The sequence below is a fragment of the Nocardia sp. NPDC003482 genome (assembly GCF_053588115.1).
Genome location: NZ_JBSFPI010000005.1, coordinates 295308 through 308367, shown reverse-complemented (window position 1 = coordinate 308367; position 13060 = coordinate 295308). Strand labels below are relative to the sequence as shown.

Sequence of the window (13060 nt, the reverse complement as noted above, 5' to 3'; positions counted from 1 at the left end):
GGTCCGATGTGGTATCTGGTCGACGCGACCGACGCGGCGAAGGTGATCCGGCACGTGCCCGAGGAGGGCATGGCGCGAGAACGCCTGTTACACCGCGCGATTCGGCCGAATTCGCTGGCGCTGCTGGCGGAGTCGGTGCTCGAGCGAACCATCGTCTCGGGCGAGCGGGTGGCCCGGGACCTGCGGGTGCGCGGCGAGGACTTCCAGGTGCTGGCCCTGCCCGTGCCGGGCCCGGACGACCAGGTCCTCGCCGTCCAACTCCGGGTCGCCCGCCGCGCGGATCCCCCGGAGCCGCCGCCCGCGGTGGACGCGTTCACCTGGGACGGCCCGCAGTGGACGCTGATGTCGGGCGGCGCGGGCGGGGCCGTGCTGCCCGCCGGATACGAACGGCTGCACGGCGCGTGGTTCCTCAGCCGCATCGTCGAATGCGAGGAGCGCGACAAGCTGATGACCGCCGCCCTCACCCCGCGCCCCGGCACGGTCTGGGAGGGCCCGATGCGGGTGCTGACCGCCGACGACACCCACACCACCCGCGTCTTCGGCTACTTCCGCTACCACGGCGACGAGGCGCTGCGCGGGCTGCTGCTCCAGGTCGAATCCGATCGGGTGCCCGGCATCGTGCAGCCCACCTACCACAACGACGCGGCCGCGGCCCTGCTCGGCGGGACGACCGCGCTGATCGACACCGAACGGCTCCAGATCATCGAATGGCTCACGCCCCCGCTGCCCGAGATCGCGTGGCGGCACCATCCCGCCTCCCGCGGCCTGGACCCGGTCGACCGCGACGAATTCAACCTGGGTACAACGCATCTCATCCATCCCGAGGACATGGGCTTCTACGTGCGCGGGCTCACCGACCTGGCCCGCGGCGCGGCGACCGAGGCGCGGGGCATCGTGCGGCTGCTCACCCTGCGCGGCGACTGGCGCACGGTGGAGCTGTACTGCATCCGGCTGCCGCACGGGCTGCCCCGCTTCCTCATCTGCCTCATCCGGCCGGTCCCGGACGCCGCGCCGGGGCTCATCACCGCGCGGTGAGCGGGTCAATTCCGCAGGGAGGCATGCCATCCCGCCTCGACACCCGCGAGCAGGCCGTACCCGCGCACCTCGGTCTCGGGCCCGATCTCGGCGGGATCGAGAGAGGCGCATTCGGCCACGCCCTGCGCGCAGCACAGCGGGCGGCCGTCGGGTTCGTCGTCCTCGGGCAGATCGGCGGAGGCCAGCACCTCGGCGGGATGCGGCGGCCCGATCACCGTGTCGGCGTCGGGGGTGTCCCCGGCGATATAGAGGCGCGACAGCTCACCCTTCTCCGCGAGCGCCCAACCCTCGGCGCCGTAGTCGTTGTAGAAGTACTGCGCCGCGCCGAACCGGCCGCTCAGCTCCGCCAGAAACGTGGTGAGCGTGCCGAATTCGCGGTCGGGCAGTACATAGCCGAAGATCAGCGTCCAGCCGTTCAGCTCGGGGGTGACGAACACCCGGCCCGAGCCGGCCGAGGTCCGATCCCAGCCGACGCGCAGCGTCACCGGCATCGGCTCGTGCAGCCCGAGCGCCGCCACCACCGCGTCGCGGTCCCCGGTCGACACCGCGAACCACTCGCCGAGGAATTCGCCGTTCGGCTCGGCCAGCGGTTCGGGCTCCTCGACGGCGACCCGGTCCGCCACCCACCCGCGCACCAGCTCGCGCTCGGCGGCGGTCAGCGCGGGCCACTCGCCGAGGGCGGCCAGCACCGCGAGCGCGCGCCCGGCGTCGTCGGTGCGGCTCAGCGCGCGAAGTCGTTCGCGCGCAACGGTTCCCAGCTCGCCGAGGGTCGCGATCGCCTGATTCGCCACGGCCGCATCGGGATCGGTGACCAAGGGCAGGATCGCGTCCACGAGCGGGGCCGCGTCCGCGCGCGGGTTCGCCAGCGCGCACACCGCCCGGTAGCGCAGCACCCGCTCCGAATCCCGCAGCAGCGGAAGCCAGGTCGCGTCGTCGTCCACGCGCAGCCCGCGCAGCGCCACCTCCAGCACATAGGTCTCGTTGCCGATCCGCCACGGCAGCTCCCGTCGCAGATCGGCGCCGCGGGCGCGATCGGCGGCGACGGCGTCGGGCATCGCCGCGGCCAAAGGCGCCACCGCCGCCTCGCCGAGGCGCTGGAGGGCGTCGATCAACGCGGCCGTGGCCGGATCGGATCGCGGGTTCAGCCGGTCCCGCAACGCCGTCTCGCGCAGGGCGGTGATCAACGGTCCGGCGGCGTCGGCCCCGGCCGCGCTCAGGCGGTCCCGCGCGGCCGCGGCCCGTGCCGGATCGGCGTCGGTCAGCTGGATGACAAGGGCTTCAAGAGTTTTCTCATCGAGCACCGCCCCATCGTCACACGGACGACCGGTTCGGTGCCGCCCATGCGGCCAGCAGATCGTCCACGAACCGCGCGCAGTCCGCCCGCGTCGCCCGCCCGATCCCGCTCAGCCGCAGGAACGCGATCGGCCCGATGAGCTGCACCAGCACCCATTGCAGATCGCGGTCGCCGAGCAGCGCGCGACCCTCGGGGGTGTCGAACAGTTCGTCGAAGGGCCGCCGGTAGTTCTCGATGAGACGATGCCGCAACGATCCCACCCGCACCCCCGCGGACTCGTCGTCGGTGCGGTCGGCGGTGGCCAGCCACGCCAGCGTCGTCAAATGCAGTGGGGCGTCGTTGATCACGTCGGCCTGCCTGCCGAGCAACTCGATCAGCCGCTCCCGCAACGTGCCCTCGGTCGGGGCCTCGACCACCGGCGGCAGCATGTGCTCGAGCGTCGCGAGCCGCAGGTGCACCACGGTGTCGAAGTGCCGATACAGCGTCGTGCGAGCGACATTCGACTTGCGCGTGACCGCGTCGATCGTGATCGCCTCCAGCCCGCCGGCGGCCACCAGCTCGGCCGCCGCCTCGAGCAGCTTCGCGCGCGAACGCGCCTTGCGTGGATCGTCGTCGTGCCGCCCCGGATCGATCGTGGCCATGACCGAAGAATTCCTCCTCGCGAAGAACGTTGCGCTGGTTCGACTTATGCTACTCCTGGTAGCGTAGCGATACTCTCGGTTTCGTTTCTCGGAGGCCCCATGGACCCGCACCCCAGCCCCTGGTCGGCCCGCCTGCGCTGGGTGGTCCTGCTGTCGTGTTCGGCGGTCGCGCTGGTGGTCGCGTCGATGGCGGCCCTGTACACGGCGCTGCCCGAGATCGCCGCCCGCACCGGGGCGACGCAGTCCCAATTGACCTGGATCATCGACGGTTACACGCTGGCGCTGGCCTGTCTCGTGCTGCCCGCGGGCGCGCTCGGCGACCGCTACGGGCGCCGGGGCGTGCTCATCGCGGGCCTGGTGGTGTTCGCGCTCGCCTCGGCGCTGCCGCTGGTGCTGCACGGCCCGGTCTGGTTGATCGTGGCGCGGACCGTCGGCGGCGCGGGCGCGGCGTTCGTCATGCCCTCGACGCTGTCCATCCTGACCTCCGGATTGCCCAGGGAGCAGCGAACTCTCGCGGTCGGCATCTGGGCGGGCACGGTCGGCGGCGGGGCCGTGCTGGGCATCCTCGGTTCGGGGCTGCTGATGGAGTGGTGGACGTGGGAGTCGATTCCGGCGGCCATGGCGGTGTGCGGGGCGGTGCTGGCGGTCGCGGCCTGCACGGTCCCCGAATCACTGGATTCCGCCCGCCCCGCGTTCGATCCGTGGGGCGCGCTGACCGGCGCGACGGCCGTCGGTCTGGTCGTGGTGGCGGCTCTGGAAGCGCCGCAACGGGGTTGGCTCGATCCGCTCGTGATCGCCTGTGCCGCGGCCGGTCTCGCGGCCGGGGCAGCCTTCGCGCTGATCGAGCTCCGGGTGGCGCATCCGCTGCTGGACGTGCGCCTGTTCGCCGACCGCGGTTTCGGCGCGGGAACGGTCTCGGTCGCCGTCCAATTCCTCGTCTCCTTCGGCCTTTTCATGCTGATCGTCCAGTTCTTCCAGCTGATCCTCGGCTACCGCCCGCTGATCTCGGCCCTGGCCATGGCCCCCATGATCACCCCGATGGTCCTGCTGTCGCTGATCTCCCCGTGGATCGCCCAGCGCTTCGGCCTCCGCCTCCCCACCGCCGTCGGCCTCGTCCTCGTGGGCGCGGGCCTGCTCTGCCTGGCCCTGCTCACCGCCGACAGCACCTTCGTCGACATCCTCTGGCCCCTGCTCATCATGAGCACCGGCCTCGGCCTCACCGCCGCCCCCGCCACCGCCGCCATCGTCGACGGCGTCCCCCCGGACAAACACGGCGTCGCCGCCGCCGTCAACGACGCCGCCCGCGAGGTCGGCGCGGCCCTCGGAATCGCCTTGGCCGGAAGCATTCTCGCCGCCGGCTACACCCACCACATCACCCCCGCCCTCACCCGCCTCCCCCCGGAGATCCGCGCCCCGGTCTCCAACTCCCTCGCCGGAGCCCTCCAGGTCACCGACCACATAGGCCCCTCCGCCGCCCCCTTGGCCACCTTCGCCGAACAAGCCTTCGCCCACGGCCTGCGCACCGCGACCCTGGTACTGGGCGGCCTGACCCTGGCGGTCGCGGTCCTGCTGGGCGTCTGGGCCCCGGGCCGCGTCGCGCGAAAGCCCCCGCACCCCACCCCGACCCCGGACTTCGCCGAACGGATTGATTCATAAGCCTGTCCGAAATAGTATCCAGACACATGTCCGAAAGATCGCACCCCAAGGTCATCGCCGTCACCGGCGGCGCGCGCGGCATCGGCCGCGCGATCGCCGCCGAACTCGCCGGGTCCGGCGCCCGCGTGGCGATCGGCGATATCGACGCGCCCACGGCCGAGCTGACGGCCGCCGAGCTGGGGCTTCCCTTCGCGGCGAAACTCGATGTCGCCGAGCCGGATTCGTTTCGCGCGTTCGTCGATGCCGTGGAGAACGAGCTCGGGCCGGTGGACGTGCTGGTGAACAATGCCGGGATCATGCCGGTGGGGCGGTTCACCGAGGAGACCGACGCGATCACGCATCGCATCCTCGACATCAACGTCTACGGCGTCATGGTCGGCACCAAGACGGTGCTGCCCGGAATGCTCGCGCGCGGGCGCGGCCATGTCGTCAATATCGCGTCGCTGGCCGGGGAGAATCCGACGCCGGGGATGGCGACCTACTGCGCGAGCAAACAGGCCGTGCTCGGCTTCACCGAGGCCATGCGGCTCGAATATCGTGGCACCGGAGTGCGTTTCTCGGCGGTGCTGCCGACCTTCACCGCGACCGAGCTCATCGCGGGGACCCGGGCCCCGATGGGTCTGCTGGCCCAGCCCGGCGATGTGGCCGTCGCGGTGCGAAGGCTTGTCGCCAAACCGCGCCGGAGGGTGACCGTGACGCGCACCGCGGCCGTCCTGGCCTCGTTCAACCGGCTCACCCCGCGCCCGCTCGGCGAATTCGTCGCCCGCCGCATGGGGGTGCACCGCACCTTCGTCGACGATGTGGACCGTGACGCCCGGCGCGTCTACGACGACCGGCTGCGTCCCTGAGGACCGGCTAGCGGCCGATCATCCGATCCAATTCCTCGATGGTCCAGGGCTTTTCGTGCGTATGGTCGCGGTAGCCCAACGGCTCCGCGACCGGCCGCCCGAACTTCCCCACGAAACCCCCTGCGGCGATGAATATCTCGCCACTCACCGACCTCGAAGCGTCGGAGGCCAGGTAAAGATACAGCACGGCAGCATATTCCGGCGGCGGCGCGTCCAACGCCCCGTGCATGGTCATCTCGTCGAGCAGTCCGCGCCGATTCAGCTCCCGGATGTGCGCCTCGTAGTCCGGTCCGGTCGACAGGCGGGTCCGCGCGCCGGGGCACACGGCATTGATCCGCACCCCGTGCTCCCGCAACTCCGCGGCCAGCGCCAGCGTCAGGCTGGCGACCGCGCCCTTGCCCGCCGGATAGCCCGTTCCGCCGAAATCGCCCAGATAGGCGAATGATCCGGTGTTCACGATGGACCCGGACCCGCGCTCGGCCATGAGCGGGGCGACGGCCCGGCAGGTGGTGAACACGGTCGTCAGATGCGAGTCCAGCAGCTCCCGCCACTCGGCGGCGGTGACGGTGAGGATCGACGACCCGCGCGGTTCGGCGATGCCCGCGCAGTTCACCAGCACGTCGACCGCCCCGAACTCGGCCACGCACGTCGCCACGAGCCGCGCGGCGACGGCCTCCTCGGCCGCCGATCCCGCGACGCCGATCGCCGTCCCGCCCGCCGCGGTGATCGTCGCGGTCACCTCCGCCACCGCCGCCTCGCTGCGCGAATTCACCACCACCCCAGCACCGTTGGCGGCCAGCAGCTCGGCCACGGCCCGCCCGACCCCGCTGCCCCCGCCCACGACGACAGCACCCCGGCCCGACAGCGGCGCGGTCACGGCGACCGCAGATCGGCCAGTTTCCCGCTGAGCCGATCCAGATAGCGCAGGATGTCGTCGGTGGACTTGTCGGGCAGCCCGTAGAGCACATCGGTCACCCCGTCGGCCGCCCACTGCGCCAGCCGATCCGCGTCCGGCTTGAAGTCCAGGGCGACCACGCGTGGCCGCCCGGATCGCCCGGCGTCGTCCCAGATCTTGTGCAGCAGCCGCAGTCTCGCGGAGATGTCGGACTCGGTGGGGGTGGTGATCCAGCCGTCGCCGGTGCGCGCGATCCACGCGAACGTCTTCTCCGTGCCCGCCGCCCCGATCAGCACCGGGATGTGCGCCTGCGCGGGCTTGGGCCACGCCCAGCTGGGCCCGAACCGTACGTGGTCGCCGTCGTAGCTCGCCTCGTCGCGGGTCCACAGCTCCCGCATGGCCTCCACGTATTCGCGCAGTACCGTGCGCCGCTTGCCCGGCGGCACCCCGTGGTCGGCGAGTTCGTCGGTGTTCCAACCGAATCCGGCGCCGAGGGTCACCCGGCCGCCGGAGAGATGGTCGAGGCTGGCGATCGTCTTGGCGAGGGTGATCGGATCGTGCTCCACCGGCAGCGCGACCGCCGTGGACAGCTCGATCCGCTCGGTCACCGCGGCCGCCGTGGCCAGCGCCACCCACGGATCGAGGGTGCGGGTGTAGCGGTCGTCGGGCAGCGAGGCGTCGCCCGTGGTGGGATGCGCGGCCTCCCGCTTCACCGGGATGTGGGTGTGTTCGGGTACGAAGAACGAGTCGAAGCCCCGTTCCTCGGCGGCGGCCGCGGCGGTCGCGGGCGCGATGCCGCGGTCGCTGGTGAACAGGACTATTCCGAAACGCATACCGCTACTTCTTCTTTCGCTTGGCCAGCACGGACCCGACGACCGAGTCCAGTTTGGTGCCCGCGGGCCAGCCGATGTAGTGGCACAGGAACAGCGCGATCTCCTTCAGCTGCTCCTCGTCGAGTTCCTCGTTGTGCAGCGCCGCCCCGATCTGGATCTCCGCCACGTCGAACAGCCCCTGCGCGGTGAGCGCCCCGAGCAACAGCAGGCGGCGGTCGCGGATGGAAAGCCCGGGGCGCGACCAGATGTCGGCGAACAGGTGATCGACGGTGACCGCGAAATGCTCCCCCGGCCCGTCGCTGACCTCCCAGCCGTACACCTCGCTCATCTTGGCCAAGCCCCGCTTGCGCCGATCGTCCTCGGTCATGAACGCTCCTTCTCCGACGCGGGAACGCCGAGCCCCGCCGCGAGGCGGGCGGCGGCCAGTTCGGCCAGCGGCAGCGAAACATCCAGGCGCGCGCCGAGTTCCAGCGCCAGCGACAGATCCTTCTCGCCGAGATCGCGGACGTGGCTGAGGATCGGGAACCAGAAGTCCTCCGGATCGATCGGGGCGGTGGTGTCGCGCAACATGATCGCGCCCGCGCCGCCGGTGATGGCGTCGGAGTGCCTGACCACCTTGCCGAGCTTGGTGATGTTCAACCCGGCCGCCTCCGCCAGCCGCTGCGCCTCGGTCGCCGCGGTGAACGACACGAAATGAAGCAGGTTGCGCGCCAACTTCATTCGCGTCCCCGCGCCCACGTCACCGGCGTGCACGATGAGATTCGAGAACAGCCCGAACGGCGGCCGGATCCGCTCCACCGCCGTCTTCGTCCCGCCCACCATGACCGCCAGCGCGCCCTTCTCCGCCGCCCCCGCGCCCCCGCTGACGGGCGCGTCCACGAATTCCACCCCGTGTTCGGCGCACAGCGCGGCCAACTCCTCGGCCGTGGTGTCGCTGATGGTGGAGTGCACCGCGACGACCGTGCCCGGCGCGGCCGTGCGCAGAATTCCCTTGGGGCCGTTGACGACATCGCGCACCTGCCCGTCATCGATGACGGTCACGCTGATCACCCGAGCCTCGGTCGCCAGCGCGGCCGGATCGTCGGCCGCCCGCGCCCCCGCCTCGGTGAACGGCGCGATCGCCTCCGCCCGCACATCGCACACGACCAACCCGCCCGCCCACTCCAACAGCCGCTTGGCCATCGGCGCGCCCATATTGCCCAGGCCGATGAATCCGACCGGGGCGTCGGCGTTCTCGTCGGTCATCGGATGATCTGCCCGCCGTCGACATTGAGGATGTGCCCGGTGACCCAGCCCGCGTCGTCGGAGAGCAGGTACAGGCACGCGCCCACCAGATCCTCGGGGGTGCCCATCCGCTTGATCGGAATGCGGGAGACCATGTCCTTCACGATATTTCCGGGCGTCACGGTCTGAGTCGCCTCGGTATTGATCGGGCCGGGCGCGATGGCATTGATGCGGATCTTCGACCCGCCCAGTTCGGTCGCCAACTGCTGGGTGAGCCCGTTGATGCCGACCTTGGCCAGACCGTAGAACCCCGAGTACAGCCACGCCGCGGTGGAGGACTGGTTGACGATCGAGCCGCCCCCGGCCGCCGCCATCGACTGCCACACCGCGCGGGTCACGTTCAGCGCGCCGTCGAGGTTCACGCTCATGAACTTCTTGTAGTAGTCCCACGGCACGGTCAGCAGCAGGTCGAGTTTCATATCGCCGTAGATGGCGGCGTTGTTCACCAGATGGTTGATCGCCCCGAACTCGGCGACGGTGAATTCGGCCAGGGCCGTGGCGGATTCGGGATCGGCGACGTCGACGGTGTGGAAGACCGCGGTGCCGCCGTCGGCGACGATCTCCTTGGCGACTTGCTCGCCGCGCTCGGCATTGAGATCGGCGACCACGACCTTGGCGCCCTCGGCGGCCAGCGCCTTGGCGTAGGCCGCGCCGATGCCCTGCGCGGCGCCGGTGACGATCGCGGCGCGATCGGTGAAACGTGCCATGTGAGTTCAGCTCCTACTGTCGAAGATTCAGGCGGGGAAGGCGACCAGCTTGGTCTCGAGGTACTCCTCGAAACCCGCGACGCCCATCTCGCGGCCGATGCCGGACTGCTTGTACCCCCCGAACGGCGCGTCCGCGTGGTACCAGAGCCCGCCGTTCACGCCGAGCGTGCCGGTGCGCACCCCGGCCACGACGCGTTCGATCCGCTCGGGATCGGTACCCCACACCGAACCCGACAGCCCGTACGGGGATTCGTTGGCCAGCCGCACCGCGTCGGCGTCCCCGTCGTGCGGGATCACCACGAGCACCGGCCCGAAGATCTCCTCCTGCGCGACGGTCGAGGTATTGGGCAGATCCGCGATGAGCGTCGGCTCGACGAAGAAGCCGCGCTCCCGGTTCGCGGGCCGTCCGCCCCCGGCCGCGATGCGCCCGCCCTCGGCGCGCGCGATCCCGATATAGCGCTCCACCCGCTCGCGCTGCCGCGCGGAAATCACCGGGCCGCAGACGGTTCCGGGTTTGGTGGGGTCCCCGGCCCGGATGCCCGCCATGGCCTTGGCCGCCGCAGCAACCGCGTCCTCGTAGGCCGCGCGCGGCACCAGCATGCGGGTGGTCAGCGCGCAGCCCTGCCCGGCGTGCACCGCCACCGAGAACGCGGTGTAGCTCGCGGCCGCGGCGATATCGGCGTCGTCGAGCACGATCGCCGCCGACTTGCCGCCCAACTCCAGGAAGGTTCGCTTGAGCGTGGCCGCCGCGCCCGCCATCACCGCGCGACCCGTTCGGGTCGACCCGGTGAAGGTGACCATGTCCACGCGCGGATCGGCCACCAGGCGCGCGCCCAGCGTGTGATCGGCGGAGGTGACGATATTGACCACGCCCGCCGGGATGTCGGTGTGCTCGGCGATCAGCGGCCCCAGCACCGCCGCCACCCACGGGGTGTCGGGAGCGGGCTTGAGCACCACGGTGTTTCCCGCCGCCAGCGCCGGACCGAGCTTGGCGAGATTGATCTGGTGCGGGAAGTTCCACGGCGTGATCGCCCCGACCACGCCCACGGCCTCGCGCCGGACCTCGCGGCGACTCGCGATGCCCATCGTCTCGGCCACACCCAGATCCGTTGTCCACGAATAACTTTCGGCCAGGTCTGCGGCGAACGACAGATCCGCGACCGGACCCTCGAGCTGCGGTCCGCTGGTCAGCATGACCGGCGCGCCCACCTCCGCGATCGTGATCTCCCGCAACTGTTCGATGTGCGCGCGCATCACGTCGCGCAACTGCCGCACACAGTGCGCGCGGAAGGCGTGATCCCGGGACCAGTCGGTCTCGTCGAAGGCCGTGCGCGCCGCCGCGACGGCCGCGTCCATATCCTCCGGCGACGCGTCGGCGGCATGGCCGAGGACCTCCTCGGTCGCGGGGTTGACGGTCTCGAACACGCCCGCGCCGCCGGGCACCGACTTGCCGCCGATCAGCAGGGATGTGCCCTCGGGAGGGACGAGGCTGTTCATCAGCATGCTCCGATACATGTCTAGACAGGTGTTCGGAATATAGTTCCGATCGCCGACGCGGCGCAAGGATCGGCCCGAACCGTTGTGGTGGAACAGCGTCGGTGATACCGTCCAGACACATGTCCAGCTATGTGTCTTCGAGGTACGCGTGATGACTTCGGCCTCACTGGAACCGGTCACGTTCGATCCGTACGACTATCGGTTCCACGACGACCCCTATCCCGTCTACCAGCGACTGCGCACCGACGCGCCGCTCTACCACAATCCGGAGCTGGGCTTCTGGGCGCTGTCGCGGCACGCCGACGTCATCGCCGGATTCCGCGACAACGCGCGACTGTCCAGCGCGAACGGGGTCTCGCTCGATCCGGCCGCCTGGGGACCGCACGCGCATCGCACGATGTCGTTCCTGGCGATGGACGACCCCCGGCACATGCGCATGCGCAAACTGGTCTACAAGGGCTTCACCCCGCGCCGGGTCTCCGAGATGGACGCCCGCATCCACGAACTCACCCTCGAACATCTCGAATCCGCCTTGGCGGCGGGCACTTTCGACTGGATCGAGGATTTCGCGGGCAAGCTGCCCATGGACGTCATCTCCGAACTGTTGGGCGTGCCGGTCCCCGATCGCGCCGAGGTCCGCCGCCTCGCCGATCTGGTCATGCACCGCGAGGAGGGCGTGCTCGACGTGCCGCCGCCCGCGATCGACGCGGCCCTGCGGCTGATCACCTACTACACCGAGATGGTCGCCGACCGCCGCACGTCGCCGACCGAGGATCTCACCTCCGCGCTGCTCGACGCCGAGATCGACGGCGACCGGCTCACCGACGAGGAGATCATCGGTTTCATGTTCCTCATGGTGGTCGCGGGCAACGAGACCACCACCAAACTGCTCGGCAATGCGCTGTACTGGGCCGCGCGCAATCCGGCCGAGTACGAGAAGGTGAGCGCCGATCCGTCATTGGTGCCCGACTGGGTCGAGGAGACCCTGCGCTACGACACCTCGAGCCAGATCGTGGCCCGCAGCGCCGCCACCGATATCGGGTTGTACGGGCGCACGATCCCGGCCGGGGACAAGGTGCTGCTGCTCATCGGCTCGGCCAATCGCGATTCCGACGTCTTCGACGACGGCGACAGTTACCGTATCGATCGCGCCGAGAAGGGCAATCTCGCCAGTTTCGGTGCGGGCGTGCACTTCTGCCTGGGCGCGCATCTGGCCCGGCTGGAGACCACGATCGCATTGCGCGAGTTCGTCTCCCGGGTGCGGCGATACGAGCTCGTCGAGTCCGGCATCGAACGCGTCCACTCCACGAACGTCCGCGGTTTCGCCCATCTCCCCCTCACCGTCGAGGTCCGGTAAATGCCCCGTTTCGAACCCCATCCCGACCGCCGCCCGGCCCTGATCGCCGGGGCCTCCTCCGGTATCGGCGCGGCCACCGCCGTCGCGCTGGCCCGGCTCGGCCATCCCGTCGCCCTGGGCGCGCGCCGCGTGGACCAGTGCGCGGAACTGGCCGCCAAGATCGTCGCCGACGGCGGCGAGGCGGTCGCGCACCGGCTCGACGTGAGCGACACCGCCTCGGTCGACGCCTTCGTCACCGCGGCCGAGGCCGATCTCGGTCCGGTCGAGGTCCTCGTGTCGGGGGCCGGGCATCTGAGGTTCTCCCGAGTGCACGAGATGGATCCGGCCGAGTTCGCCGAGCAGGTGAACGTGCATCTGCTCGGCGTACAACGCTTGGCGCACAGGGTGATTCCGCACATGGTCGCCCGCCGCCGCGGCGATTTCGTCCTGATCAGCTCCGAGACCGCGGGCAATCCGCGCCCGCGCATGGGCGCCTACCCCGCCGCCAAGACCGCGGTCGAGATCCTGGCCCGGCAGATGGTGATGGAGCTCGAGGGCACCGGCGTGCGCGCCTCGCTGGTGCGGCCCGGCCCGACCATGACCGGCATGGGCATGGACACCACCGCCGACATCATCGGACCGGTGCTCGAGGACTGGACCAAATGGGGTTTCGCCCGGCACCCGGAGATGCTCAAACCCGTCGCGCTGGCCGACGCCATCGCCGCGGTCGTCTCCGCCCCGCGCGGCACCCACATCCAGCTGACCGAGGTGCAGCCCGAGGCCCGGGTGACCACCACCGAGTAGGGAGCAACACATGAGGATCACCGTCGATCTCGACCTGTGCCAGGGCCACGCCGTGTGCGCGGCCGAGGCGCCCGACGTCTTCACCGTGCCCAAACACGGCAAGGTCGAAATCCGCGTTCCCACACCGGGTCCCGAGTCCCGCGCCGAGGTCGAGACGGCCGTGCGCTACTGCCCCACCCAGGCGCTGTCGGTCACCGACGGCGACTGACTCCTCCCCCAGGATCGACCGA

Annotated in this window: 14 protein-coding genes; 6 read left to right on the top strand and 8 right to left on the bottom strand. The window is 70.6% G+C overall.

Annotation, left to right across the window (positions count from 1 at the left end):
- Positions 1-6: 6 nt before the first annotated feature.
- A complete protein-coding gene (locus ACWDSJ_RS10640; protein WP_450030963.1) occupies positions 7-1035 on the top strand; it encodes a GAF domain-containing protein in 1029 nt (342 codons plus the stop codon).
- A gap of 5 nt (positions 1036-1040) precedes the next feature.
- Here ACWDSJ_RS10640 and ACWDSJ_RS10635 read toward each other — a convergent pair whose 3' ends face one another.
- On the bottom strand, positions 1041-2336 hold the full coding sequence (locus tag ACWDSJ_RS10635; protein ID WP_450030961.1) for a hypothetical protein: 1296 nt from the start codon (positions 2334-2336) through the stop codon (positions 1041-1043).
- Positions 2337-2346: 10 nt separating this feature from the next.
- Positions 2347-2970 carry a TetR/AcrR family transcriptional regulator gene (locus tag ACWDSJ_RS10630; protein ID WP_387364550.1) on the bottom strand — a complete coding sequence of 208 codons (624 nt, stop codon included), beginning with the start codon at positions 2968-2970 and terminating at the stop codon, positions 2347-2349.
- 99 nt (positions 2971-3069) lie between these two features.
- On the opposite strand from ACWDSJ_RS10630, the gene ACWDSJ_RS10625 reads away from it, so the two are divergent.
- On the top strand, positions 3070-4626 hold the full coding sequence (locus ACWDSJ_RS10625; RefSeq protein WP_450030957.1) for an MFS transporter: 1557 nt from the start codon (positions 3070-3072) through the stop codon (positions 4624-4626).
- Positions 4627-4652: 26 nt separating this feature from the next.
- Positions 4653-5474, top strand: coding sequence for an SDR family oxidoreductase (locus ACWDSJ_RS10620; RefSeq protein ID WP_450030955.1), 822 nt, complete (start codon positions 4653-4655; stop codon positions 5472-5474).
- A 7-nt stretch (positions 5475-5481) separates the two neighbouring features.
- Here the strand turns inward: ACWDSJ_RS10620 and ACWDSJ_RS10615 are convergent, their stop codons facing one another.
- Genes ACWDSJ_RS10615 through ACWDSJ_RS10590 form a run of 6 tightly spaced genes read right to left on the bottom strand, consistent with a single transcriptional unit; the run spans position 5482 to position 10690 of the window.
- Complete coding sequence (locus tag ACWDSJ_RS10615) at positions 5482-6351, bottom strand: SDR family NAD(P)-dependent oxidoreductase (RefSeq protein ID WP_450030953.1); 870 nt, start codon at positions 6349-6351, stop codon at positions 5482-5484.
- Entirely contained in the window at positions 6348-7202 is an 855-nt protein-coding gene (locus tag ACWDSJ_RS10610; protein ID WP_450030951.1) for an LLM class F420-dependent oxidoreductase, read from the bottom strand. The genes ACWDSJ_RS10615 and ACWDSJ_RS10610 overlap by 4 nt, the downstream gene beginning before the upstream one ends.
- Before the next feature lie 4 nt (positions 7203-7206).
- Positions 7207-7569, bottom strand: coding sequence for a carboxymuconolactone decarboxylase family protein (locus tag ACWDSJ_RS10605; RefSeq protein ID WP_450030949.1), 363 nt, complete (start codon positions 7567-7569; stop codon positions 7207-7209).
- Positions 7566-8447 (bottom strand): NAD(P)-dependent oxidoreductase, encoded by an 882-nt coding sequence (locus ACWDSJ_RS10600; RefSeq protein WP_450030947.1) that lies wholly within the window; start codon positions 8445-8447, stop codon positions 7566-7568. Before ACWDSJ_RS10600 ends, ACWDSJ_RS10605 begins: the two co-directional genes overlap by 4 nt.
- On the bottom strand, positions 8444-9193 hold the full coding sequence (locus tag ACWDSJ_RS10595; RefSeq protein ID WP_450030945.1) for an SDR family oxidoreductase: 750 nt from the start codon (positions 9191-9193) through the stop codon (positions 8444-8446). Before ACWDSJ_RS10595 ends, ACWDSJ_RS10600 begins: the two co-directional genes overlap by 4 nt.
- 27 nt (positions 9194-9220) lie before the next feature.
- On the bottom strand, positions 9221-10690 hold the full coding sequence (locus tag ACWDSJ_RS10590; protein ID WP_450030943.1) for an aldehyde dehydrogenase: 1470 nt from the start codon (positions 10688-10690) through the stop codon (positions 9221-9223).
- A 151-nt stretch (positions 10691-10841) separates the two neighbouring features.
- Here ACWDSJ_RS10590 and ACWDSJ_RS10585 point away from each other — a divergent pair, with 151 nt between their 5' ends.
- Genes ACWDSJ_RS10585 through ACWDSJ_RS10575 form a run of 3 tightly spaced genes read left to right on the top strand, consistent with a single transcriptional unit; the run spans position 10842 to position 13038 of the window.
- Positions 10842-12047, top strand: coding sequence for a cytochrome P450 (locus ACWDSJ_RS10585; protein ID WP_450030941.1), 1206 nt, complete (start codon positions 10842-10844; stop codon positions 12045-12047).
- Positions 12048-12830, top strand: coding sequence for an SDR family oxidoreductase (locus ACWDSJ_RS10580; protein ID WP_450030940.1), 783 nt, complete (start codon positions 12048-12050; stop codon positions 12828-12830). It abuts the gene before it with no gap.
- Between the two features lie 10 nt (positions 12831-12840).
- Positions 12841-13038, top strand: a complete 198-nt coding sequence (locus ACWDSJ_RS10575; RefSeq protein WP_387364583.1) for a ferredoxin — start codon at positions 12841-12843, stop codon at positions 13036-13038.
- Positions 13039-13060 lie beyond the last annotated feature (22 nt).

Excerpts from the sequence above, each read along its gene's own strand:
- ACWDSJ_RS10640 (WP_450030963.1), top strand. The coding sequence starts at position 7 with ATGTGGTATCTGGTCGACGCGACCGACGCGGCGAAGGTGATCCGGCAC.
- ACWDSJ_RS10630 (WP_387364550.1), bottom strand. The coding sequence starts at position 2,970 with ATGGCCACGATCGATCCGGGGCGGCACGACGACGATCCACGCAAGGCG.
- ACWDSJ_RS10625 (WP_450030957.1), top strand. The coding sequence starts at position 3,070 with ATGGACCCGCACCCCAGCCCCTGGTCGGCCCGCCTGCGCTGGGTGGTC.
- ACWDSJ_RS10620 (WP_450030955.1), top strand. The coding sequence starts at position 4,653 with ATGTCCGAAAGATCGCACCCCAAGGTCATCGCCGTCACCGGCGGCGCG.
- ACWDSJ_RS10610 (WP_450030951.1), bottom strand. The coding sequence starts at position 7,202 with ATGCGTTTCGGAATAGTCCTGTTCACCAGCGACCGCGGCATCGCGCCC.
- ACWDSJ_RS10605 (WP_450030949.1), bottom strand. The coding sequence starts at position 7,569 with ATGACCGAGGACGATCGGCGCAAGCGGGGCTTGGCCAAGATGAGCGAG.
- ACWDSJ_RS10600 (WP_450030947.1), bottom strand. The coding sequence starts at position 8,447 with ATGACCGACGAGAACGCCGACGCCCCGGTCGGATTCATCGGCCTGGGC.
- ACWDSJ_RS10595 (WP_450030945.1), bottom strand. The coding sequence starts at position 9,193 with ATGGCACGTTTCACCGATCGCGCCGCGATCGTCACCGGCGCCGCGCAG.
- ACWDSJ_RS10590 (WP_450030943.1), bottom strand. The coding sequence starts at position 10,690 with ATGAACAGCCTCGTCCCTCCCGAGGGCACATCCCTGCTGATCGGCGGC.
- ACWDSJ_RS10585 (WP_450030941.1), top strand. The coding sequence starts at position 10,842 with ATGACTTCGGCCTCACTGGAACCGGTCACGTTCGATCCGTACGACTAT.
- ACWDSJ_RS10580 (WP_450030940.1), top strand. The coding sequence starts at position 12,048 with ATGCCCCGTTTCGAACCCCATCCCGACCGCCGCCCGGCCCTGATCGCC.
- ACWDSJ_RS10575 (WP_387364583.1), top strand. The coding sequence starts at position 12,841 with ATGAGGATCACCGTCGATCTCGACCTGTGCCAGGGCCACGCCGTGTGC.